22 protein-coding genes are annotated in these 21951 nt (G+C 61.9%); 10 read left to right on the top strand and 12 right to left on the bottom strand.

All coding sequences use genetic code 11. From position 1 onward, the window contains the following. Positions 1–16: 16 nt before the first annotated feature. From hprK to kdsC, 8 genes are all read right to left on the bottom strand, one after another. Positions 17–1000 carry an HPr(Ser) kinase/phosphatase gene (gene hprK, locus Thiosp_RS21485; protein WP_201062969.1) on the bottom strand — a complete coding sequence of 328 codons (984 nt, stop codon included), beginning with the start codon at positions 998–1000 and terminating at the stop codon, positions 17–19. A 7-nt stretch (positions 1001–1007) separates the two neighbouring features. Beyond that, the gene (locus Thiosp_RS21480) at positions 1008–1562 is read right to left on the bottom strand and encodes a PTS sugar transporter subunit IIA (RefSeq protein ID WP_201062970.1); all 555 of its coding nucleotides are present in this window, start codon (positions 1560–1562) and stop codon (positions 1008–1010) included. Positions 1563–1679: 117 nt separating this feature from the next. Continuing rightward, positions 1680–2048 carry a ribosome hibernation-promoting factor, HPF/YfiA family gene (gene hpf / locus Thiosp_RS21475; RefSeq protein ID WP_201062971.1) on the bottom strand — a complete coding sequence of 123 codons (369 nt, stop codon included), beginning with the start codon at positions 2046–2048 and terminating at the stop codon, positions 1680–1682. 146 nt (positions 2049–2194) lie between these two features. Further along, the gene (locus tag Thiosp_RS21470; protein ID WP_201062972.1) at positions 2195–3688 is read right to left on the bottom strand and encodes an RNA polymerase factor sigma-54; all 1494 of its coding nucleotides are present in this window, start codon (positions 3686–3688) and stop codon (positions 2195–2197) included. A gap of 212 nt (positions 3689–3900) precedes the next feature. Further along, entirely contained in the window at positions 3901–4686 is a 786-nt protein-coding gene (lptB, locus tag Thiosp_RS21465; RefSeq protein WP_242518158.1) for an LPS export ABC transporter ATP-binding protein, read from the bottom strand. Next, positions 4683–5201 (bottom strand): lipopolysaccharide transport periplasmic protein LptA, encoded by a 519-nt coding sequence (lptA, locus tag Thiosp_RS21460; RefSeq protein WP_201062973.1) that lies wholly within the window; start codon positions 5199–5201, stop codon positions 4683–4685. Before lptA ends, lptB begins: the two co-directional genes overlap by 4 nt. A 155-nt stretch (positions 5202–5356) precedes the next feature. After that, positions 5357–5938: an LPS export ABC transporter periplasmic protein LptC gene (gene lptC, locus Thiosp_RS21455; protein ID WP_201062974.1), complete on the bottom strand. Its 582-nt coding sequence runs from the start codon at positions 5936–5938 to the stop codon at positions 5357–5359. Between the two features lie 21 nt (positions 5939–5959). Next, a complete protein-coding gene (gene kdsC, locus Thiosp_RS21450; protein ID WP_201062975.1) occupies positions 5960–6505 on the bottom strand; it encodes a 3-deoxy-manno-octulosonate-8-phosphatase KdsC in 546 nt (181 codons plus the stop codon). A 443-nt stretch (positions 6506–6948) separates the two neighbouring features. Here kdsC and Thiosp_RS21445 point away from each other — a divergent pair, with 443 nt between their 5' ends. The 9 genes from Thiosp_RS21445 to hisC all read left to right on the top strand — a co-directional run bounded on the left by Thiosp_RS21445 (position 6949) and on the right by hisC (position 14815). After that, positions 6949–7911 carry an ABC transporter ATP-binding protein gene (locus tag Thiosp_RS21445; RefSeq protein WP_201062976.1) on the top strand — a complete coding sequence of 321 codons (963 nt, stop codon included), beginning with the start codon at positions 6949–6951 and terminating at the stop codon, positions 7909–7911. Further along, a complete protein-coding gene (mlaE, locus tag Thiosp_RS21440; protein ID WP_201062977.1) occupies positions 7908–8699 on the top strand; it encodes a lipid asymmetry maintenance ABC transporter permease subunit MlaE in 792 nt (263 codons plus the stop codon). Before Thiosp_RS21445 ends, mlaE begins: the two co-directional genes overlap by 4 nt. 3 nt (positions 8700–8702) lie before the next feature. After that, on the top strand, positions 8703–9173 hold the full coding sequence (gene mlaD / locus Thiosp_RS21435; protein ID WP_201062978.1) for an outer membrane lipid asymmetry maintenance protein MlaD: 471 nt from the start codon (positions 8703–8705) through the stop codon (positions 9171–9173). Between the two features lie 66 nt (positions 9174–9239). Further along, positions 9240–9848 carry an MlaC/ttg2D family ABC transporter substrate-binding protein gene (locus tag Thiosp_RS21430; RefSeq protein ID WP_201062979.1) on the top strand — a complete coding sequence of 203 codons (609 nt, stop codon included), beginning with the start codon at positions 9240–9242 and terminating at the stop codon, positions 9846–9848. A gap of 17 nt (positions 9849–9865) precedes the next feature. Then, a complete protein-coding gene (locus Thiosp_RS21425) occupies positions 9866–10216 on the top strand; it encodes an STAS domain-containing protein (protein WP_201062980.1) in 351 nt (116 codons plus the stop codon). A 102-nt stretch (positions 10217–10318) separates the two neighbouring features. Next, on the top strand, positions 10319–11602 hold the full coding sequence (gene murA / locus Thiosp_RS21420) for a UDP-N-acetylglucosamine 1-carboxyvinyltransferase (RefSeq protein ID WP_201062981.1): 1284 nt from the start codon (positions 10319–10321) through the stop codon (positions 11600–11602). Positions 11603–11685: 83 nt separating this feature from the next. Further along, positions 11686–12321 carry an ATP phosphoribosyltransferase gene (gene hisG / locus Thiosp_RS21415; RefSeq protein WP_201062982.1) on the top strand — a complete coding sequence of 212 codons (636 nt, stop codon included), beginning with the start codon at positions 11686–11688 and terminating at the stop codon, positions 12319–12321. 20 nt (positions 12322–12341) lie between these two features. Then, positions 12342–13646, top strand: a complete 1305-nt coding sequence (gene hisD / locus Thiosp_RS21410; RefSeq protein WP_201062983.1) for a histidinol dehydrogenase — start codon at positions 12342–12344, stop codon at positions 13644–13646. A 29-nt stretch (positions 13647–13675) separates the two neighbouring features. Further along, on the top strand, positions 13676–14815 hold the full coding sequence (gene hisC / locus Thiosp_RS21405) for a histidinol-phosphate transaminase (protein WP_201062984.1): 1140 nt from the start codon (positions 13676–13678) through the stop codon (positions 14813–14815). Positions 14816–14923: 108 nt separating this feature from the next. On the opposite strand, the gene Thiosp_RS21400 is transcribed toward hisC, so the two are convergent. Both Thiosp_RS21400 and Thiosp_RS21395 read right to left on the bottom strand, forming a co-directional pair. After that, positions 14924–15979, bottom strand: coding sequence for a PilT/PilU family type 4a pilus ATPase (locus tag Thiosp_RS21400; RefSeq protein WP_201062985.1), 1056 nt, complete (start codon positions 15977–15979; stop codon positions 14924–14926). A 56-nt stretch (positions 15980–16035) separates the two neighbouring features. Continuing rightward, a complete protein-coding gene (locus Thiosp_RS21395; RefSeq protein ID WP_201062986.1) occupies positions 16036–17310 on the bottom strand; it encodes a PilT/PilU family type 4a pilus ATPase in 1275 nt (424 codons plus the stop codon). A 254-nt stretch (positions 17311–17564) separates the two neighbouring features. On the opposite strand from Thiosp_RS21395, the gene Thiosp_RS21390 reads away from it, so the two are divergent. Further along, positions 17565–18137 (top strand): DsrE family protein, encoded by a 573-nt coding sequence (locus Thiosp_RS21390; protein WP_207187954.1) that lies wholly within the window; start codon positions 17565–17567, stop codon positions 18135–18137. A gap of 92 nt (positions 18138–18229) precedes the next feature. On the opposite strand, the gene Thiosp_RS21385 is transcribed toward Thiosp_RS21390, so the two are convergent. After that, the gene (locus Thiosp_RS21385; RefSeq protein ID WP_201062988.1) at positions 18230–19675 is read right to left on the bottom strand and encodes a GTPase/DUF3482 domain-containing protein; all 1446 of its coding nucleotides are present in this window, start codon (positions 19673–19675) and stop codon (positions 18230–18232) included. Further along, a complete protein-coding gene (locus Thiosp_RS21380) occupies positions 19675–21804 on the bottom strand; it encodes a DUF2868 domain-containing protein (protein WP_201062989.1) in 2130 nt (709 codons plus the stop codon). Before Thiosp_RS21380 ends, Thiosp_RS21385 begins: the two co-directional genes overlap by 1 nt. Positions 21805–21951 lie beyond the last annotated feature (147 nt).

Genomic DNA, 21951 nt, shown 5'->3' with positions numbered 1-21951 from the left:
AGCTTGGTCGATTGGGTCAGGTCCATGGCTCATGGAGGCGATGCTCGGTCTCCCAGGCGGGCACCTCCGCCGCCAGCAATCCGGCCTGACGTTCGGCCAGGTCCGATCCGGCGTCGTAGCCGCGGGTGCGCAGAATCTGGCTGCGCACGGCTGTTTCAAGCAGGACGGCAAGATTGCGTCCCGGAGCTACCGGGATGGTTATCTCTGGCACCGCGATGCCGAGAATGTTCCGTGTGGATAAACTGCCGCGCAGCCGGTCGATGCAGGCCAGCTCGCTGTTGTCAAAAAACCGCATGCTGATGACCAGGTTTAGGTGGTTTTTTTCGCGCACCGAACTTTCGCCAAACATGGCGCGGATGTTCAAGACACCAAGGCCGCGAACTTCAAGAAAATCGCGCAGCAACGGCGGGCAGCGCCCCTCGATGACCTCGGGCGCGATGCGTGCGAACTCGGGTGCATCGTCGGCGATCAGGCGATGACCGCGGGCGATCAACTCGAGCGCGAGTTCGCTTTTGCCGATGCCAGGGTCGCCGACCAGCAGCACGCCCATGCCGAGAACCTCGAGAAAAACCCCGTGCAAGGTGGTGCGTTCGGCAAAGGTGTGGGTGAGGACATGCTGGAGGTGCTCGACAATGTCCTGATCGTTGAGGCTCGATCCCAGCAGGGGCGTGCCCTCCTGCTCGGCGCGGGCGCGGAATTGCGCATCGGGCTCAAGCGCGTCGGCAAAGATTACCGCCACTGGGCTGGCGGTGAAAACCCGCGTCAGCATATCGCCGCGGGCGTGGGGGTGGAGATCGCGCAGGTACGCGAATTCGGCCTGACCAACAACCTGCACCCGGTTGGGGCGGATGCAGTTCATCGAGCCAACCAGGCGCTGGCGCGGACCCTCAGGTGGGGTTTGCAGCGGAATCCGCTGCTTCGGCGGCTCGAACAACCATTGCAGTTTGAGCGGTTCGCTCAGACTGTCGACGAGACTCTGCAGGGAGTCGATCGGCTTCACGCTGGTCTCAGGAACGCCGTGGGGACCCGTCTGGCGGCGAGCTGGGCAGAGAACTGGTCGGAGAGCTGGCTGGAGAGTTGGCCGGAGAGCTGCTTGGCGCAGCTTCTGCGGGGGCCGCTTCAGTCAGAAGCGCCAGCAGCGCGTCGGGCCCCTCAGCGTCGCGCAGCTTCTGTCGCAGCTGGTCCTGGTTGAATAGCGCGGCAAGGTCGGCCAGCAGCTGCAGATGCATTTCGTTGGCCGTCTCGGGGACCAGCAGCGCGAAGGCCAGGTCGACCGGCTGGTCGTCAATGGCATCGAAGGGAACCGGCTCGCGCATTTGGACGAAGGCGCCAATGGCGTCCGTCACTTCCGCCACCCGCGCGTGCGGCAGGGCGACGCCGTGCCCGAGCCCGGTGCTGCCGAGGCGCTCGCGCTCGAGCAGGCGGTCGAAGACGGACTCGCGGCTGAGCTCAGGCAATTCGCCGACCAGCAGTTCAGCCAGGGTCTCGAGCAGGCGCTTTTTGCTGCTGATACTGGCCGCGCCGAGCACCCGGTGTTCGACGATGAGTTGTGGGGGGAACATGGTTGGTGGCTCTCCCGTGGGAAACAAAAACCGGAGCCGGCATGACCGGCTCCGGTATGAATCAGCTAGAGACTCGAGTGATTTGCGTGCGTGATGCGATGAGTCTCTTGGCTTGGGTTAAGTCTCCGCCGGGTCCTCGCCGGGCGCGGGCTCGCTGGTGGCCGCGAGTTCGGCACTGGCGGCTTTGGCTCCCGGCGCGCGATGACTCTGGCGCTTTTCCTTGTATTTGATCACCTGACGGTCGAGTTTGTCGATCAGTCCGTCAATGGCGGCGTACATGTCTTCGTGCGTGGCGTCGGCAAAAACACTGGCGCCATTGATGAGCAGCGTGGCTTCCGCCTTTTGGCGGAGCTTCTCGACGGTCAGTATGACGTGCGCGTTGATGACATGGTCGAAATGGCGCTCCAGGCGGGAAAATTTATTATCGACATAGTCCTTAAGCGGCTCGGTGATGTCGATATGATGACCTGTGAGCTTGATTTGCATAGATTGTCTCTCCTGGATGATCGAACGCAACGATGGCGGCTACGCCAGCCCTGGGGGATTTCATCACAAAGGAAGCCCTTAGTGAAAATCGCGGTTAGTGAAAACTCCGGTTAGTGAAAATGCCGGTTAGTGAAATCCCCGGGCGGTCAGGCGAGGCGCTTACGCTCGTTTGAGGGCGGTATGCCCATGGCTTCGCGGTATTTGGCGACTGTCCGCCGCGCCACCTTGATGCCTTGATCAGATAAAACATCCGCGATTTTGTTGTCGCTCAGAGGCTTGTTGGGCGTCTCGGCAGCGACCAGTTTGCGGATGAAGGCTCTGATGGCGGTGGACGAACATTCGCCTCCTGAAGTCGTGTTGACATGGCTTGAGAAAAAATACTTAAACTCGAGAGTGCCCCTCGGTGTGTGCATGTATTTCTGCGTGGTGACGCGCGAGACGGTGGATTCGTGCAGCTCGAGTGTCTCGGCGATATCGCGCAACACCAACGGACGCATGGCTTCTTCGCCGAAGTCGAAGAAGTCCTGCTGCAGCTCGACAATTTTGCTCGCGACGCGCAGCACGGTGTCGTTGCGGCTGAGCAGGCTTTTGATGAACCACTGGGCTTCCTGTAGGTGGGATTTCATGCACTGGTTGTCGGCTGCCTTGTCGGCACGACGAATGAGCTGGCGGTAGCTCTCGTTGACGCGGATTCTCGGTGTGGTGTCCGGATTAAGCTCCACTGTCCAACGGCCGTTGCGCCGACGCACGAGTACGTCTGGCTTAATGTACTCGGGGCGCACCTCGGTCACGGCGGAGCCGGGGCGCGGGTTGAGCGAGCGGATCAGACTCAGTGCCCTGGCGAGGTCGTCGTCGCCAAGTTTGGTGCTGCGTCGCATGCTGTCGAGGTCGTTGCGCGCCAAGGCGTCAAAATGGTGCTCGCAGATGGCCAGGGCATGGTCGCGCTGCGGCTGGACGTCAGTGAGCTGACGCAGTTGCAGAATCAGGCACTCGCGCAGATCGCGCGCGGCGATTCCGGCAGGGTCGAAGGACTGAATACGATGCAGCACGGCATCGATCTCGTCGCGCTCCAGATCGGGGTCGTTGAGAATGTCTGGCAGTTCATCGAGGTCGAGACGCAGATAACCATCGGCGTCGATGGCGTCGATCAATGCCTCGGCAACGGCTCGGTCGCGTTCCCCGAAACGGGTCAGGTTGAGCTGCCAGTCGATGTGATCGTGCAGCGTCTGCGGGCGAGAGCGCTGCGCGAAGAGATCGAAGTCATTGCCGTCGCTGCCGTTGTTGCTTGGCGCGCTGCCGCTTGCTGTGTAGCTGTCGAAGGTATCGGCCCACTGACTGTCGGTCGGCAGCTCGGCCGGCATGTCATCGCGCTCAGGGCGCAGGGAGTCGTCGATGCGGGCGTCCTCGATCTGCCGTTCAATGTCACGCGCGGAGATGTCCTCAAGGCCCGTGCCCTGGTCGCCGAGGCTTTGCTCTGGCGGATCATCGTCAGCGCTCTCGAGCATCAGGTTGGATTCAAGCGCCTGCTGGATTTCCTGCTGCAGGTCCAGGGTGGAGAGTTGCAGAAGCTTGATGGCCTGCTGCAGCTGCGGCGTCATCGTCAGCTGCTGGCCGAGGCGCAGTTGAATGGTCTGCTTCATCGCGACGCTTTCGGTCAGACTCCGGCGTGATCAGGCATGAAGAGAAGGGTTCTCGCAGCGAATGAAACTTGCATAGGCATTCTTGATTGTAGCTGATCTTTTCCGCCTCGACGCAAGCTGGGGAGCGCGATCGGCTTTTGTCAGCGCCACGACCGTGGTGGCCTGGGGGCGAATGTGTTCGTGGGAAACGTTAGCAGCGCAACAGCGTCGGCTTACAGGCGGAAATGCTCTCCGAGGTAAACCGTGCGAACCTGGGTGTTGGCAAGCAACTCGGAGGGCGCGCCCTCGGCGATGACTTGGCCGTCGCTGATGATGTATGCGCGATCGCAGATGTCGAGCGTCTCGCGGACATTATGGTCGGTCACCAGCACCCCGATGCCGCGCTCGCGCAGATGAGTAATGATCTTCTTGATATCGACCACGGCGATGGGGTCGACACCGGCGAAGGGTTCGTCAAGCAGCATGATCTTCGGCTCGACCGCCAGGGCGCGGGCGATTTCGAGCCGTCGGCGCTCGCCGCCGGACAGACTCAGCGCCATGGATTCGGCGATATGCGCGATGCCGAGCTCGTCGAGCAGCGCCTCGCACAGCTGCCGGCGCTGGCGCTCGTCGAGTTCCGGGCGGGTCTCGAGCACGGCCATCAGGTTGTCGGTGGCGCTCAGCTTGCGAAATACCGAGGGCTCCTGGGCCAGGTAGCTCAGGCCGCGCCGGGCGCGGGCATGCATGGGTGCGAGGCTGACGTCCTCGCCGGCGAGCAGGATGCGCCCGCCATCTGCGGCCACCAGGCCGACGATCATGTAAAAGCTGGTTGTCTTGCCGGCACCATTGGGGCCGAGCAGTCCCACCACCTCGCCAGCGCTGACGCTGATGTTGACGCCATCAACGACCCGGCGCCGACGATAACTCTTGGCCAGACCCTCGGCCTGCAGGGCCAGGTGAGCGGAGCGGGGGCGGGAGCTGGAGCCAGCAGCCGACTTGGCGGGGGAGGCGGTGGTCATTCCTCTTCTGGTGTGATGGTGATCTTGACCCGCTCGCGCCCCTGCGCGCTGGTGCCGGCGGTAACGCGCTCGGTCTTGCGGTTGTAGACGATACGATCGCTGGCGAAGCGATCCTGCCCTTGGGTCAGTACCGCGCGGTCAATCAAGGTGAGCTCGTCACGGTCGGCATTGTATTCCATCCGCTGGGCGCGTCCGAGAACGGGCTCGGTTTCGCCTTCTGTCATTTGGCGATATTTCGCCGGGTTGCCCACGGCGACGATGGTGCGCGGCTGGCGATCCTGACGGTGTTCGACCTGAACCTCGTCGGCAAGAATCCGCATGCTCCCCTGTTGCACCTCGACACTGCCGATGTAGCGGCTTTGGGAGGTCTGTTCGTCGAGTTCCACGGCATCGGCCTCAATGAACAACGGCTGGCCCTGATCGCTGTCGAGTGCGAACGCCGGTGCGACAGTCAGTACATTGAGACAAAACAGAATCAGAGACAGTCTGAAAGCTGGATTATTGTCGGGTCGCATGGCAGGAAGGGTCCGGGTTCGGTGATTGCATTGTCTGGGTGAGGGGCGGGAATAGGCCTGTTTTTCAAACTTGGCGTTCGCAATTGCGTTTCGCTATTGGGCTGGGCGTGTCTGGCCTCGAAGTGTCTGGCCTCGAAGTGTCTGGCCTCGGCGGGTCATTTCTTGTCCGTCGCGATTCTTGCGCGCACCCGCCCGAAAAACTTGCCGTGCATGGGCTCACTGTACCAGAAGCGCATGCCGTCAATAGCTGTCAGGCGGTCCGGGCCGCGCTCAAGCTCGACGAAGCGATCAGTTTCTGCCAGCCGATCGTCTGGAAAAAGCTCGATTTCGCTGGTCGCGAAGGCCATGGCATCCGTCTCAGAGGTGGCTGCGCGTTGTGCGCGCACAGCGCCGCTCAGCAGGATGCGCTCGCTCCCGGCCGAAACCCAACCAGAGTCCGAACTGATCCGCCAAGGTGGCGCCTGGTCGTTGTACAGGATCATGCGCGGCTGGTCGAGTTCGGTGCTGTCGTCCTCCGGATAGTGACGCAACTGCTTGGCGTTGAGTCGGCGGGCAGGCTGTCCGGAGATATTCAGCTCAATCGCGCGAAGACCATCGACGATGTAATCCGGCTGTCCGCTCTGATACGCGTCTGGGGGTTCAACCGTCTGTCGCGTGCGCTGCGCAAACCAGCCGCCGAGCAAACCGAGCAGCACAACCGCGAAGGCGAGCAAACGTTGGCGGCGATGGGCGAGCATCAGTGGTCAGCTGGCTGTTGCCTAGACGGCCTGAGGGGGCGGGGGCGGGAGGTAGCGTGCAAGCATCGGATCGAGTGTGTCTTGAGCGCGCATGATGAATTCGCACACCTCTCGTGCGGCGCCATGCCCCCCGCCCTTTTCCGTTTGCCAGTGACAATGTGCTTTCACCAGCGGATGCGCATCAGCCACCGCGATGCCGAGCCCGACCCGCGAGAGAATCGGCACGTCGACGACATCGTCGCCGACGTAGGCGAAAGCATTGTCCTCAAGCCGCAGTCGTTCCTTGAGCTCGGCATACGCGGGTAACTTGTCGCGCCGCCCTTGATAGATGTGGCGGATACCGAGGCTTTCCATGCGCAGTCGCACCACTTGGGACTGTCGTCCGGTAATCACTGCCAGACTTACGCCTGTTTGCTGAAGCATGGCCATCCCGTGACCGTCGCGGGCGTGAAAAGCCTTGTACTCCTGGCCATCGTCGCCAATGAAAAGGCTGCCGTCGGTCAATACCCCATCGACATCGAAAATCACGACGCGGACGGCCTTGGCCCTTGCGATTGCGTCTTGCATCAGCTTAGGTCTCCTGTCTTCGGAGCTGCTAGGGGGCGGCTGTTTGGGTCCATTACGCTAAAACAGGCGCCATGAGTTCGGCTTTATCTTGTCTGAAGCCCGAGGCCTGGTTGTTACTGTCTGTAATGATAGTCACTGGCGCTGCGGGCGTCATCTGCTTGACGTGACAGCGCCAAGTCCAGACAATGATCTTTTTTTCAGGGCCGTTACTCATCTTCGCCGCAAGTGCTCGCCTTGCTTGAGCCTGCGAGCATGGCGGTCAGCGCCATCAGTTCTGGTCTGTGTGGTTTTGCTCCAATATCCACATCCCAGCGAAAATCCCATTTTGAGTGTGAGTCTTGTTTGTATTCTGGGTTAAGACTCCACTTTTCCGCTACGCGAGTATCCGAATCCTTGTGCAAGACGCCGACTCTGATTCCCCAAGCGGTCCGCTGGGGCGGAACATGAAAACAGCGCCGGCCGCTGCCGAGCCGTCTGGGCCGAATCCGTCTGGCCCGTCCGCCCCGTCTGGGAGTCATGAGCAAGAACTCGCGGCAGCGAACGGTCAGGCAAAGGGTTTCGCGCAGCCCGCTACGCGCCCCATTGTGCGTGTGCGTGACTTGAGTTTTCGCCGCGACCAGCAGGTGATTTTCGACCGACTCGACCTCGATATTGAGCGTGGCAAGGTCACGGCCATCATGGGGCCAAGCGGTGCCGGAAAAACCACGCTGCTCAAGCTGATCGGCGGACTGCTGCGGCCGGATGCCGGTACCATCGAAATCGACGGTCAGGACATCGGCGGGCTGAGTCGCTCGGAGTTGTTCGAGCTGCGAAAACGCATGGGCATGATGTTTCAGAGCGGCGCGCTCTTGACGGACCTGACGGTGTTCGAAAATGTTGCCTATCCGCTGCGCGAGCATTACCGCTTGCCAGAGTCCGTGCTCCGGCGCCTGGTGCTGATGAAGCTTGAGGCTGTCGGGCTGCGCGGTGCCGCGCAGCTGATGCCTAACGCGCTTTCCGGCGGCATGGCGCGACGGGTCGCGCTGGCGCGGGCGGTGGCACTCGACCCGATGATCATTATGTACGATGAGCCTTTCACTGGTCAGGACCCCATTTCTATGGGGGTGCTCGTGACTCTGATCCGCCAGCTCAACGACGCCAGCGCCATGACCAGCCTGGTGGTTTCGCACGATGTGCGCGAAACCCTGAGTATCGTTGACTATGCCTATCTGATCGCGAATGGGCGCTTGGTGTGCCAGGGAACGCCGGATGAGATCGCGCGCGAGTCCTCGCCCTGGGTGCGACAGTTTGTCGACGGTCTGCCGGATGGACCAGTGCATTTTCATTACCCAGCGCTAGACCTGGAAGACACATTTCTGGGCGACGCATTGCTGGGCGACGCATCTCTGGGCAGCACGACACAATGATTAGAGCACCTGTCGACGCACTGGCATCCTTGGGGCGTGGTGTGCTTGATATTGTCGCCAGCTTTGGGCGTGCGCACTTGCTGCTGCTGGGGATGCTCAAAGGTTTCCCGGGCCTGTTGATGCGCCCAAGGCTGACCCTGATGCAGCTCTATTCCATCGGCGTGCTCTCGGTGCTGATCGTCGTCGTGTCCGGGCTTTTTGTCGGCATGGTGCTCGGGCTGCAGGGCTATTACGTGCTGTCGCAGTTCGGAGCCGCGGAGAGCCTCGGCGTCATGGTGGCGGCCTCGCTGGTGCGCGAACTCGGCCCCGTTGTTGCGGCGCTGTTGGTTGCCGGCCGGGCAGGGTCGGCGCTCACCGCTGAAATTGGCCTGATGAAGACCACAGAGCAGCTTTCGGGGTTGGAGATGATGGCTGTCGATCCGGTCAAACGCGTCCTTAGCCCGCGACTGCTCGGCGGGTTTCTGTCCATGCCGCTGCTCGCCGCTTTGTTCAGCGCCGTTGGGGTGATGGGTGGCTATTTCGTCGGCGTAGGGCTGCTTGGAGTGGACTCGGGGGCGTTCTGGAGTCAGATGCAGGCGAAAATCGACTTTAACGAGGATGTTCTCAACGGAGTCATCAAGAGCCTGGTGTTTGGTTTTGTCGTGACCTGGATCGCGCTCTTTCAGGGCTATGACGCGGTCCCTACGGCAAGCGGAATCAGCCGCTCGACCACCCGTACCGTGGTGAATGCCTCGCTGGCGGTGCTGGGGCTGGATTTTATGCTCACGGCTTTGATGTTCGGAGACTGAAGAATGATCAAAATGCGCACGCTCGAGATCGCTGTGGGTGCCTTCATGGTTGTGGGTCTGATTGCGCTCTTCTTCCTCGCGATGCACGTGAGCAATTTGAGCCAGCTCACCGGTGGTGACGGCTATCGCATTACCGCCTACTTCGATAACGTTGGCAGCCTGAAGGTACGTGCGCCAGTGAGCATGGCAGGTGTGCGTGTCGGGCGGGTGGAGTCCATCACCTACGATCAGCAGCGTTTCAAGGCCGTGGTCACCATGCTGATTGAGGAGCCGTTCGATGAAATTCCCACTGACACCTTCGCCAATATCTTTACGGCGGGCCTGCTGGGTGAGAAATATGTCGGACTCGACCCTGGGGGCAGCATGGATTTTCTGGTCGACGGAGATCTGATCGAACATACCCAGTCCGCTCTGGTACTCGAACAGATGATTGGGCGCTTTTTGCTGAGCAAGGCCGAAGAGGGTGTGGATTAGTGCAAATTCCGTCAATCTCATCCCAGCCGCGCCAGAGTTGGCGTTGAATTCAGAGGAATTAAGGGTATGAAGACGATTAAATTATTCGCGCTCAGTGCGCTACTGATGCTGGTGGCGGTCGGGACATCCCTGGCGCAGGGTTCGGCGACCGATCTGGTGCGCAACACCGCGGAAAAAATGCTCTCGACGCTTGAGGCGCAGCGGGCGGAGGTCGATCGCCGCCCGCAGCTGATCTACGAGTTGGTCGGTCGCGTGGTGGCGCCGCACTTTGATTTCGAGCTCATCACCCAGTCGACCGTCGGACGTGACTGGCGTCAAGCAACGCCGGCACAACGCAAGGCCTTGGTCGATGCGTTCCGTGAGGTGCTGGTGCGTACCTATGCAACGGCGTTGCTGAAATACTCGGGGGAGGAAATCGTCTATCAGCCCGCCAAACCCGGCACGCGCGATGGCACGGTTATCGTGCCGACGCAGGTGCGTGCGCCAGGCTCTTCGGCCATTCCAATTGATTATCGCCTGCACGATCGGCAAGGGAGCTGGAAGGTCTATGACGTGGTCATCGACAACGTCAGCTTGATCTCCAACTATCGCAACCAGTTCCGCTCCATTATTGGACGCGACGGCATTGACGGACTGATTCAGGAATTGCGCGCCAAGAGCCATTCGGGCTCTTAAGCATTCTGGAGACAACGATGGCGCAATTGATCGAGATGGGTGGGGGGCACTTTCGCGTTGAGGGAGAATTGGATCTGCACTCAGTTGCCGAGCTCGCGCGCGAATCGGCGCGTATTTTCCCGAGCCAACGCGAAAAGTCGCAAACTCAAGCAGCCGACATCGTGCTTGATTTGTCGGGCGTGACGGCGCCGAGCAGCGCGGCTTTGGCTCTGATGCTCGATTGGCTCGCGCGTGCGCGCGCGGTTGGAAGCCAGATGCAAATCAATCACTGGCCGGAGTCCATGGTGCGGATCGCGCGATTCTCGAATCTGGGCGAGTTGCTTGGACTTGCTGAAGCCGTGCCCGAAAAAGCCAAAGCGGGGCCCTAAATCCCTAATTGGAATTGGCAATTGGCATCGGCAATTGGAAATGGCACTTGGAATTTACCCTTAAAGATGTTGCGCTCAGGTGATGGCGCGGAATAACAACAGATGGATAGACTTCTTATTACCGGCGGACAGGCTCTGACGGGCGAGGTTCGTGCCGCCGGCGCGAAGAACGCCGCGCTGCCGATTCTCGCCGCCACCCTGCTGGCCGAAACGCCGTGCCAGCTGTCGAATGTGCCGCATCTGCGCGACATCACCACCACCATGGAGCTGCTGGGCCGCATGGGCGTGCGCCTGACCGTGGATGAGCGTATGTGTATTCAGGCCGACGCCAGTCAGGTCGATGTGTTCGCCGCGCCCTATGATCTGGTCAAGACCATGCGTGCGTCGATTTTGGTTTTAGGGCCGCTGTTGGCGCGTTTCGGCGAGGCCGAGGTGTCCCTGCCGGGAGGCTGCGCGATCGGTTCACGCCCGGTCAATCTGCACATCGACGGGCTGCGTGCCATGGGTGCGGAGATCGAGGTGCGCAACGGCTATGTACTTGCCCGGGCCGGGCGTTTGCGCGGTGCCCGTTTCATCATGGATCAGGTGACTGTCACGGGTACCGAGAACCTGATGATGGCCGCGGCCCTGGCCGACGGACAAACGGTGCTCGAGAATGCTGCGCGCGAGCCCGAGGTGGTCGATCTGGCGAACTTCCTTAACCGCATGGGTGCGCGTATCAGTGGCGCCGGCAGCGGTACCCTGGTAATCGATGGGGTCGAACATCTTAGCGGCACCGACTACGCTGTGTTACCAGACCGGATCGAGACCGGCACCTATCTGGTCGCGGCAGCCATGACCCGAGGCCATATCCGGGTGCGCGCGACGCGCGCCGACCTGCTTGACGCGGTCCTTGCGAAGCTGCGCGAGGCGGGCGCCAGCATCGAAATCGGCGAGGACTGGATCGAGCTCGATATGCGCGGGCGTAGACCGCGGGCGGTCGATGTCTACACCGCCCCCTATCCGGCTTTCCCGACCGACATGCAGGCGCAATTTTGTGCCTTGAATGCCATTGCCGAGGGCACCGGAACCGTGACCGAGACGGTGTTTGAGAACCGCTTCATGCACGTGCTCGAGATGCAGCGCATGGGCGCGGATATCCGCCTCGAGGGCAATCTGGCAATCTGTCGCGGCATCGAACGTCTGACTGCCGCGCCAGTGATGGCGACCGATCTACGCGCCTCCGCCAGCCTGGTCCTGGCGGCGCTGGTCGCCGAGGGCGAGACCCTGATCGACCGCATTTACCATATCGACCGGGGCTACGATAACATCGAGGAGAAATTATCTGCCCTGGGAGCCGTGGTGCGCCGGTCCTCGACGCGACAGCAAAGCGCCGAGGCGGCGTAATCGCCAGGAAATAGCAGGGAATGCCAACCGATGGCCCCCAGCGAAGAAATGAGCAGAAAACAGCAAGAAGCGAGCAGGGAAACGTGAGTGAGCCACTGACCATCGCGCTGTCGAAAGGGCGCATTTTCGAGCAGTCCTTGCCGCTACTGGCGGCCGCCGGCGTGGAGCCGCGCGACGACCCCGAAACCAGCCGCAAGCTGATCCTCGATACCAACAGGCCAGAGGTCAAGTTGGTGATCATTCGCGCCAGCGACGTGCCGACCTATGTCGAATACGGCGCCGCCGATATCGGCATCGCCGGCAAGGACGTGTTGCTCGAGCATGGCGGCGATGGCCTCTACGAGCCGCTTGATCTGCGCATCGCCCGCTGCCGCATGATGGTCGCCGGCAAGCCGGATGCGGTACATCGCGGGCCAGGACGGCTGCACATCGCGACCAAGTACGTGCGCTGCGCCGAGCGCTATTTCGCCGCGCAGGGCAAGCAGGTCGAGATCATCAAGCTTTATGGTTCCATGGAGCTCGCGCCCCTGGTGGGGCTGTCCGACCTGATCGTCGATCTGGTCGAGAGCGGCAACACGCTCAAGGCCAACGGGCTGGTCCCGCTCGAGCATATCTGCGACATCAGTTCGCGCCTGGTCGTCAACAAGGCATCCTGGAAAATGAAGCACGCGCGCGTGATGCAGATGGTGAATGACATCCGCGCTGCTGTCGATGGCTGACTCTGACCAAACAGATTCTTATGGCTGATATCCAACGCTTGTCCACGCAAGACGCTGATTTCAATACCCGGCTTGACGCGCTGCTGGCCTGGGATTCTGTGTCGGATGCTGCTGTCCAGGAGCGGGTGGCGGAGATCATTGAGCAGGTCCGTGCGCGCGGAGATGCGGCGCTGATGGACTACACCGCGCGCTTCGATGGCTGGCAGCCGGCGAGCGCCGCGGCGCTGGAGCTGCCGTTGGAGCGACTGCGGCAGGCGTTGGCGGCGATTCCTGCCGCCCAGCGCGAGGCGCTCGAACTGGCCGCGCGGCGGATTCGCTATTATGCCGAGCATCAGCGGCTTGAGAGTTGGGAATTCACCGAGGCCGATGGCACCCGGCTCGGCCAGCAGGTCACACCGCTCGATCGGGTGGGGCTCTATGTGCCGGGTGGCAAGGCAGCTTATCCCTCTTCGGTGCTGATGAACGCGGTGCCGGCCAAGGTGGCCGGAGTGTCTGAACTGATCATGACGGTGCCGACGCCGCGGGGTGAGTTGAACGAGTTGGTTCTGGCCGCTGCCGCCATCGCCGGTGTTGATCGTGTCTTTGCCATTGGCGGCGCTCAGGCGGTCGCGGGGCTGGCTTTTGGGACCGAGACCATTCCGGCGGTGGATAAGATTGTCGGTCCCGGCAACATCTATGTCGCCACCGCGAAGCGCGCGGTTTTCGGCCAGGTCGGCATCGACATGGTGGCCGGGCCGTCGGAGATTTTGATTCTGTGCGATGGCGAGACCGATCCGGACTGGATCGCGATGGACCTCTTCTCCCAGGCTGAACATGACGAGGACGCCCAGTCCATCCTGATCGCCTGGGATGCGGGCTATCTCGACCGGGTTGCCGCCTGCATCGACCAGCTCCTGCCGACCATGGAGCGCAAGGACATCATCGCGACGGCGCTCAAGACCCGCGGCGCCCTGATTCTAGCACCTGATGAGGACGAAGCCGCAGCGCTTGCCAACCGCATCGCGCCCGAGCACCTGGAGCTCTCGGTGGCTGATCCACAGGCACTGGCGGCCAAGATTCGCCACGCCGGGGCCATCTTTATGGGGCGCTATACGGCCGAGGCCTTGGGGGATTATTGCGCCGGGCCCAATCATGTCCTGCCGACTTCGCGCACAGCACGGTTTTCATCGCCGCTGGGCGTCTATGACTTCCAGAAGCGCTCCAGTCTCATCATGGCCTCGGCAGCGGGTGCTGCCAGTCTTGCCGATACGGCCAGCACCTTGGCCCGCGGCGAGGGGCTGACGGCGCATGCGCGCTCGGCAGAGTATCGCCGGGACGGGCGCTGAGGGCGCGATGACTGATCAAGTCCGATCACATGTCTGACACCCTGGCGAACAATCTGACAGGAGCGGAGCACGAAGGCCTAGTCGCGCGTGCTGTCGACACTTGGGTGCGCCCGGAGATCCGCGCGCTCAGCGCCTATCATGTGCCGGACGCCACTGGCCTGATCAAGCTCGATGCCATGGAAAACCCCTACACGCTGCCGGAGGAGCTGCGCGACCCCTGGCTCGCCTCGCTGCGCGAGCAGGCGCTTAATCGCTACCCAGACCCGCAGGCGAGTGAACTGCAGCAGGCACTGCGCGAGACCATGGGCATCGCGCCCGAGATGGGGCTGGTACTGGGCAACGGCTCCGACGAGCTGATCCAGATGCTGGCGCTGGCCCTCGGCGCGCCTGGCCGCACGGTGCTGTCGTTCGAGCCGGGCTTTGTGATGTATCGCATGATCGCGACCTTCGCCGGGCTCGAGTATGTCGGGGTCCCCTTGCGCGCGGACAACTTCGCGCTTGATCTGGACGCCGCGCTGGCAGCGATCGAGACGCACCGCCCGGCGGTGACCTTTATCGCTTACCCAAACAACCCAACCGGCAATCTCTTTGATGCCGAGGCCATCGCGCGCATCATCGAGGCCAGCCCGGGGCTGGTGGTGGTCGATGAAGCTTACGCGCCTTTCACCGACCACAGCTTTCTGTCGCGTCTGGGCGAATGGCCCAATTTGCTGGTGCTGCGCACGGTGTCGAAAATGGGCCTGGCCGGGTTGCGGCTCGGCTACCTGGCCGGCCCGCCAGAATGGATTCGCGAGATCGACAAGACCCGGCTGCCCTACAACATCAATGTGCTAACCCAGGCCAGCGCTGTTTTCGCCCTAAACCATGCGACGGTGTTCGACGCCCAGACCCGGGAAATTCGCGCCGAGCGCGAGCGCCTAGCCGCAGCGCTTGATAGCATCAAGGGCAACATCAATGGACTGGTGGTCTATCCAAGCGAGGCCAATTTCATCCTGCTGCGGGTGGCGGGCGGCACCGCTGGGCGCGTTTTCGATGGGCTCAAGGCTGCCGGCGTGCTGATCAAGAAGCTCGATGGCGCCCATCCGCAACTGCACGACTGCCTGCGGGTTACCGTCGGCACTGCGGAAGAAAACCAGGAGTTCTTAGCAGCTCTGGCAACCTTGCTCTGAACCTGCATCCTTCCAGCTACCCAGTAAGTAGCTTGACGCTCTCGATCTCCCGCCGTCCTGCGGATAAGGTGTTCGGGCGCCGCCTTCGAACGACGGGTTCGGGTGGCCCTAGCCAAAGTTGATCCGTGCCTCCAGATTCGCGGCCGAGTCGGAATTGGCCAGGCATTCTTCCAGCGAGATGAGCCCGTCGCGGTAGAGCTTGAGCAGGGCATCGTCGAAGGTGGTCATGCCTTCTTCCTTGCTCTCGGCCATGGCCTGGCGAATCTCGTCCACGCGTCCTTCGCGGATCAGGTCGCTGATGTGCGGTGTGTTCATCAGGATTTCGATCGCAGCCACCCGTTTGCCCTCCACGGTGCGCACCAGGCGCTGGGAGATGATGGCGCGCAGGTTCAGCGACAGGTCCATGAACAGTGTCCGATGCATCTCCTTGGGGAACATGTTGATGATGCGCTCCATCGTCTGGTAGGCGTTGTTCGCGTGCAGCGTGGAGATTGCCAGGTGGCCGGTGCCGGACAACTCGATGGCGGCCTCCATGGTTTCGCGAGTGCGGATCTCGCCGATCAGGATCACGTCAGGGGCTTCGCGCAGCGCGCTTTTCAGCGCGGTTGCGTAATCCATGGTGTCGATGCCCAGCTCGCGCTGGTTGACGATGGATTTCTTGTGCCCGTGCAAATATTCGATCGGGTCCTCGATGGTCAGGATGTGACCGGGGCGCGATATGTTGCGATGGTCGATCATGGCGGCCAGGGTGGTCGACTTGCCGGAGCCGGTCGCGCCGACCATCAGGATGATGCCGCGCCGATGCAGGATCAGGCGTTTGAGAATCTCCGGCAGCCCAAGCTCCTCAATGGTTGGGATCTTGCTGGTCAGGTAGCGGATGACCATCGCCGGCGTGCCGCGCTGGTGGAAGGCATTGACGCGAAAACGCCCCTGTCCGGTCAGCCCGATACCGAAGTCGATCTCGCGGTGGGTCTCAAAAAACTCAATCTGCTCTCTTGTCAGGATGGAATGGATGGCCGCGGCGCACATGTTGGTGTCGAAGACGGTGTCGCCAATCGACTGGATCACCCCGTCGATCTTGATCTTGACCTGAGTCCCGGCGGTAAAGAAGAGATCCGATGCGTGTTTTTGCACCATCAGTTTCAGGTAGGGCGTGATGTCCATGGGCGATTCCGGTCTTGTTGTCCGCGCTCAGCAGGGTCGGTAGAAGGGCAGAGTAACTAGCGTTTGAATTCCGATTCCAGGTCCATCGAGGCCTCGGCCAGGTCGAAGCTGTCGAGGTCGAAGGCGGTCTCCGATGGGTCTTCCGTGGTACCGAACTTCTTGCCGATTTCTTCGGGCGGCAGGTCTTCCTCGTCCTCGCCGACCAGCGCGAGTCCGTTCGCCTCGCCGAAGGCGTCGCCCTCGGTTGCCTCGGCGCTTTCGAGCTTGATCTTCAGGCGTAGCTCGTTCATCGAGTCGGCGCTGCGCAGAGCATCCTCGAAGGTAATCAGGCCCGCTTCGTAGAGGTCGAACAGCGCCATGTCGAAGGTTTGCATGCCAAGCTCACGCGAACGCTTCATGACGCCCTTGATGTCATGCACCTTCCCTTTGAAAATCAGATCCTGAATCAGTGGGCTGTTGATCATGATCTCGATCGCCGCGACTCGTCCTCCGCCGATGCGCGGCAGCAAGCGCTGGGAAATAACTGCTTTCAGGTTCAGCGACAGATCCATCAGCAACTGCGCGCGGCGTTCCTCCGGGAACATGTTGATGATGCGATCGAGTGCCTGGTTGGCGTTGTTGGCATGCAGGGTGGACAGGCACAGATGGCCGGTCTCGGAGAAGTTGACTGCATGCTCCATGGTCTCGCGCTGGCGGATCTCACCGATCAGGATCACGTTCGGCGCCTGGCGCAGGGTGTTTATCAGGGCGTTGTCCCAGGAGTCGGTATCCACGCCGACCTCGCGCTGGGTGATCAGGCAGTTGCGGTGCTCATGCACGAACTCGACCGGGTCCTCGATGGTGATGATGTGGCCATGGGTTTTTTCGTTGCGATAGCCAAGCATGGCGGCCAAGGAGGTTGACTTACCCGAGCCAGTGCCGCCAACCAGCAGAATCATGCCGCGCTTGGTCAACACCAGGTCCTTCATCACCGGCGGCAGGCCCATCTCGTCCATGTCGGGGATTTGTGTCGGGATGGTGCGCAGCACGACGCCGGCGCGTCCCTGCTGTACGAACGCGTTGACGCGAAAACGGCCGATACCGGACGGGCTGATGGCGAAGTTGCATTCCTTTTTGGCGTCATACTCCTTGAGCTGGAAGTCGTTCATGATCGAGCGCACCAAGACTCCGGTCTGCTCCGAGGTCAGGGCCTTTTCGCTCAGAGGAGTCAGCTTGCCGTCGATCTTGCACGCGGGCGGGAAACCGGAGCTGACGAACAGGTCGGAGCCCTTGCGGGCAAGCATCATGCGCAAACAATCGAGCATGAATTTGGCGGCTTGTTGGCGATCCATGGGGCGCTCCAGTCAATGCAGACATTCAGGGCCGCGGCGATTCGCTGACCATTTAAGGATAAACGCGTAGCTTTGGTCCGCAACATTAAACCCAATTGGCAATTTTCGCAGCATCTACAGTGTGCATTTCTTGCCGGTGGTCGGAATCTTGCGCTTTTGGTATATCCTGTCCGCGGGCGGGTTGCCAGTCTGAATGGGCTGGCTCGATCACGCCTTCGCTTTATTTTGGATGCCGCAACTTGTGGAGCTGAAGCATGAAATCAAGACGATTGGGCCGTTGTTCTGGGGTGTTGGGCGCTGCGATCCTAATGGGCTGTTGGTTCAGCGTCGCAAGCGCCGATGAGAAGGTCGCGGAATGGCAGGCGCCTGTCATCAGCGGCTATGGGTATATCAATCCCTTGCCGGACGCGGATTTTCAGCCGGACCCGGAGGCTGACTACAAAGTGGCCTTCGATATCGCCGCGGGCGACCCGAGCGCGCACGCCGTCAATCCGGGGCTCTGGCATGTGGCACGGGTGGTGAATCTGTTCGGCACGGATGGCAAGCCGGCAAAGAATCTCGACATTGTCGTTATTCTACACGGCAGCGCGACCCGCGCGGTGCTGAAGGATGACAGCTACAAAGCGCGCTTCGGCACCACGAATCCAAACGTGGAATTGCTCGGCAAGCTGAAGGATGCGGGTGTGAAGCTTTACGTCTGCGGTCAGGCGATCGTCGATAGCGGTTACTACTATCAGAACGTGCGTGACGACATCGGCGTCGCCTTGGGCGCGCTGGCGGCCGAAATCGAGCTAGGAGCCCAGGGTTACACTGTCATGAAGCTCTAAGCGCGATCACGCTGACAGTGATAGACGGCGTGTGATGCGCGCGCCCTGGAAACGGCGTTTGTATGACTTTTTTGTTGCCTTCAGGTGGGCGCTCAAAGCTCCGCGCGACTGTCGATCTCGCTTGCTGACAATCCTTGCAGTAACTCGGCGAGAATCAAACGGCTGTCGTCTTCGAACTTGCTGTCTTTGGCTTTGCGCACGTCGCCAAAGAACTTAGCCAGCGTTTTGAGCTGGTCTTGGGAAAGTTCTTCGGTAAAGCCACGCTTGCGCTTTGCCAGCCGGTCAGGAACCCGGTTGGGGGCGCTGTCATCCGCGGCCTTGCGACCGTGTGACCAGTTCATCGCGCGGGCGCAGTAAAGCAGGATGCGATCGAGGAGAATGAAAGGAAAACGCTGATTGCTGACCGGCCCGAGCGAGAAGCGCTCGACGCCCAGAGTGCGCTGGATGTCGACCTTGGCTAGCGCGGCGCCGCCAAGTGCGCCGAGCACGCTGCCGGCTGCGGCGCCGAGCAAGAGTCCGGCGCCTAGGCTGCCGCCGGCCAGGGACAGGTCGATGCCGACGCCGGTGGTCGCGCCGGCTGCGGCTCCCGCCAACGCCATCTGCACGCGATTGAGTCCCAGCGCCCTGCCGACTTCGTCGGAGAAAAGATCTTTTTGCAGCAGGGAATCCGCCGGTAGATTCCAGACGTTGTGGCGGAAATGGCCGCGGATCTGGGCCTGTGCCTCGACCTCAAGCTTGCGAAGCCCGTCCTGGAAAGTTTTCTGCAAACTTTGCTGAATTTCGCGCCGGTCCGCGTCTGACTGCAGATCGCTGACGCGCACCACGCGGTTGATGCGAAACGTCAGGGCTTCGCGCAGGAGACCGATGATGGTGGTGACGCTGGAGTCGATGCGTCTCTCCCAGTCGTGGCTGAAGGCCTCGATGGTCTCCTCAAGCTGCGGTTCCCAGCGCTGATCGATGCTTTTCAGCGCGTTGAGCAGCTTGACGCGTTCGGCATAGGTGGCGCGGTGGGCGTTGAACTCGCGCACCGAGTTAAAGGCCTTGCTCAGGGCATCCTGCCAGGCTGGCATGAACTTCTCGCTTTTGCTGAGATTGTTGAGGATCGCCATGCGCGGGCGCGCCGTCAGCCGCAGCAGTTCCATCTCGGTACGGTCTTTCTCTTTGATACGTTTGGAGCCGTCGACTACCAGGATGATGCCGGCACCCGCTGCGACTGGCTCGAGCAGGGCCACATCGTGACTGAACAGCGGATCATGGCGATGGGCCTCCACAAAGGCATGGGCAATATCGGTCTCGCGCTCGTGGGTCTGGAACCACTCGAGAATGTCGCTCGGGTTCTGGAACCCTGGGGTGTCGATGAAGGCGATGATGGTCTTGCCGTCGATTACCACCGGGTAGCGGTCCGAGGTGGTGGTGGTGCCGGCGCGCTTGTCGATCTCGATGCGGTCGTTTTCGGTCAGGGTGGCGACCACCGAGGACTTGCCCGCATTGGGATGGCCCATAATGGCCAGCGTGGGGATGTCTTGGGGTGCGGCCATTAGCGCTCCTTCTCCTGGGCGCCAGCATCATCCGTCGCCCGGTCATCTGTCGATCCGTTGTGCTGTGTCTGGTCGTCGCTGACTTCGCCCGCAGGCGCTGCCTCGGCCGCGGGGGCGAGCATGGTCAGACGCAGATACGGATCGGCAAGCTGCTCGATCTTGCGCTGCCAGTCGCCGAAATCGAAGTCGCTGACCGGCGGCAGTGGGTCGTCGCCATCGGGGTCGCCGGTCAGCGCGAGCAGGATTTGCGCCTGATCGCCCGCCGCGGCGCGCACCCGGCGCAGGAAGCGCAGGCGCTCGGTAATCGGCGGTTGCGAGCCGTCATCGATCAGCGCCACCCGCGCGGGTGGTGACCCCCAGTCGCAGTCTTCGATCAGCGCGACGGCCTGATCGGCCATGGCCGTGCCACCGCCATAGGTGGCGGAGTTGGCTACCCGCCAGCCAGAGCATTGGCGCAACAGCTGTTGCAGTCGGCCGTGATCGGTGTCTTCGAGCACATCGGCGACATCGACATGCAGCAGCAGCACGCAGGCATCGGGCGCGATGCCGGGAGTCTCTGCGGCAGGGGGCGCAGTTGTGGGAGTCTCGGTTTCGGGAGGCGTCGGCGCGGGAGCTGCCTTACTCGTTTCCGCGGGAGCAGCCTTGGTGCCGTCCGCCGCAGGCGTTTTCTGTGCGGGAGTTGTCTTGGGCGACGCTGCCGGAGGTTCTTTGGGAGCAGTGAACGCATTGGGAGTCTGCGCTGGGCCAGCGGGAGTGGAGGCAGGCCCGGTTTCCGTTGCTTGTCGACCGCCGGCAGGCTGAGTCTGCGGCTGTGGGGCGTCTGCTTGCGACGGCGTTGCCTTGGCGGGTTCGCTTGGCGGCGTCTCTTTGTCAGCCGGCGGGGCTTCTTCCCCGCGCGGTGCCGAGCGCTTGGTGGTCACGGGCTTGAGCGGCGCGGGAATCGGCATTGCCGGCCCCATCCCGGTCTTGCCGACGCCGGTGTCCAGATCAGGCGTGACCAAGCGGGTGTAGAGTGCCTGGGTGCGCTGATGGGTGAAGGGTAGGCGGTCGAGCGCGTGGCGCTGAATAAAAGCGGAAAGTCCCAGCATCGCCAGCCGCGGCAGGAGGCCGTAGCTGGTGACGGCGAGCACCAAAAACCAGCGCCAGGCGCGCAGATGCTCGGCATCAAACATCGATAGCGGATCTTTCAGGTAAATGCGGGTGCCGGCAATTTCGGCCAGGGTCGGATAGCCAGCGCCCTCGCCGAACAGCCAGCTCCAGGGCCAGGCGATGAACTTGGTCAGGTGGTAGATCACAGCCGGGTCGATGTTCAGCGCCGAGCCCCAGCCGAACGCCAAATCCGTGAACCACAGCAGCAGCAGGGTCATGCTGATCGCGCCCAGGTTGAAAGCGATGCCGAAGGCCTGCACCGGAATCAACATGGGCAAATAGGACGCGGGGCCGTAGAGCGAGAAATGGGATTGCAGCAATCCCTGCCGCGCCTTGGCCCGGTCGCGTACCTCGGGTGGCATTTGCCCGAGGCGATGGCGTTGAATCCACTGCGCAACGCGCGAAAACAGCGGCCGAATCAGGTGCGCGAGCAGCGACACATCGCGCAGTGCCTGCTGCATAGACTTGCTGCGCCGCATGGCCCAGGCACCGAGGGTGAAGCCCACTAGGCCGAGCTGCAGAATCACCAGCACCAGGATGTACCAGGACACATTCACCGGGTGTTCACCTTCGTACTGGAGCAGGGCCGAGGCGACGGTTGCGCCGGTGATGAGACCAAAGATCGCCAGCAATATGGTGACGACACGCTGGCCGCGCGCGAAGGATGCGCCGGGCAGCAGTGGGCGCAGAGGCGGGTCCTCGCTTCGGCGGCGCTCGGCAAGCCACAGTCGCAGGGCCATGCGCCTGTGGCTTGGCGTGTGCTCGGTCTCGCGCAGACGCGGCTTGATGCGCTCCAGGTAAAGCGCACGGTCGCGCTTGGCGAGCGACTGGCGCGCGGCGGCGGTGTCGCTCTTCGCTCGCTCGTCGGCCTCGACGTAGTAGTCGAAGTCGATCAGATCGGGGACCTCCCAACGCGGGTGAGCGGCATCATCGCCCGGTGGCGGTTCGAAGGGCTGTTCGGCGTCTCGAAAAAAACTCATGACTGGTCCGGATTCAACGCACGGAATGATCGGACAAGCATAACAATTTCACGCCTTCTGGGACTCCCGATTTGGCGCCGGAGAATCGGGCATTGCTCTGGCCGGCACCGGGCTTGTCGCGGTAGCGGGTGATCTTATGCCTTCATC

The sequence above is a fragment of the Thiorhodovibrio litoralis genome (genome assembly GCF_033954455.1).
Classification (GTDB): Bacteria; Pseudomonadota; Gammaproteobacteria; order Chromatiales; family Chromatiaceae; genus Thiorhodovibrio; species Thiorhodovibrio litoralis.
The sequence above is the reverse complement of the archived record's forward strand: the minus strand, read 5'-3'. Positions and strand labels throughout refer to the sequence as shown.

Bases quoted from the DNA above. Each gene is read 5' to 3' on its own strand.
- Thiosp_RS21480 (WP_201062970.1), bottom strand. From the start codon at position 1,562: ATGTTCCCCCCACAACTCATCGTCGAACACCGGGTGCTCGGCGCGGCC.
- hpf (WP_201062971.1), bottom strand. From the start codon at position 2,048: ATGCAAATCAAGCTCACAGGTCATCATATCGACATCACCGAGCCGCTT.
- Thiosp_RS21470 (WP_201062972.1), bottom strand. From the start codon at position 3,688: ATGAAGCAGACCATTCAACTGCGCCTCGGCCAGCAGCTGACGATGACG.
- lptB (WP_242518158.1), bottom strand. From the start codon at position 4,686: ATGACCACCGCCTCCCCCGCCAAGTCGGCTGCTGGCTCCAGCTCCCGC.
- lptA (WP_201062973.1), bottom strand. From the start codon at position 5,201: ATGCGACCCGACAATAATCCAGCTTTCAGACTGTCTCTGATTCTGTTT.
- lptC (WP_201062974.1), bottom strand. From the start codon at position 5,938: ATGCTCGCCCATCGCCGCCAACGTTTGCTCGCCTTCGCGGTTGTGCTG.
- kdsC (WP_201062975.1), bottom strand. From the start codon at position 6,505: ATGCAAGACGCAATCGCAAGGGCCAAGGCCGTCCGCGTCGTGATTTTC.
- Thiosp_RS21445 (WP_201062976.1), top strand. From the start codon at position 6,949: ATGAAAACAGCGCCGGCCGCTGCCGAGCCGTCTGGGCCGAATCCGTCT.
- mlaE (WP_201062977.1), top strand. From the start codon at position 7,908: ATGATTAGAGCACCTGTCGACGCACTGGCATCCTTGGGGCGTGGTGTG.
- mlaD (WP_201062978.1), top strand. From the start codon at position 8,703: ATGATCAAAATGCGCACGCTCGAGATCGCTGTGGGTGCCTTCATGGTT.
- Thiosp_RS21430 (WP_201062979.1), top strand. From the start codon at position 9,240: ATGAAGACGATTAAATTATTCGCGCTCAGTGCGCTACTGATGCTGGTG.
- Thiosp_RS21425 (WP_201062980.1), top strand. From the start codon at position 9,866: ATGGCGCAATTGATCGAGATGGGTGGGGGGCACTTTCGCGTTGAGGGA.
- murA (WP_201062981.1), top strand. From the start codon at position 10,319: ATGGATAGACTTCTTATTACCGGCGGACAGGCTCTGACGGGCGAGGTT.
- hisD (WP_201062983.1), top strand. From the start codon at position 12,342: ATGGCTGATATCCAACGCTTGTCCACGCAAGACGCTGATTTCAATACC.
- hisC (WP_201062984.1), top strand. From the start codon at position 13,676: ATGTCTGACACCCTGGCGAACAATCTGACAGGAGCGGAGCACGAAGGC.
- Thiosp_RS21400 (WP_201062985.1), bottom strand. From the start codon at position 15,979: ATGGACATCACGCCCTACCTGAAACTGATGGTGCAAAAACACGCATCG.
- Thiosp_RS21395 (WP_201062986.1), bottom strand. From the start codon at position 17,310: ATGGATCGCCAACAAGCCGCCAAATTCATGCTCGATTGTTTGCGCATG.
- Thiosp_RS21390 (WP_207187954.1), top strand. From the start codon at position 17,565: ATGAAATCAAGACGATTGGGCCGTTGTTCTGGGGTGTTGGGCGCTGCG.
- Thiosp_RS21385 (WP_201062988.1), bottom strand. From the start codon at position 19,675: ATGGCCGCACCCCAAGACATCCCCACGCTGGCCATTATGGGCCATCCC.
- Thiosp_RS21380 (WP_201062989.1), bottom strand. From the start codon at position 21,804: ATGAGTTTTTTTCGAGACGCCGAACAGCCCTTCGAACCGCCACCGGGC.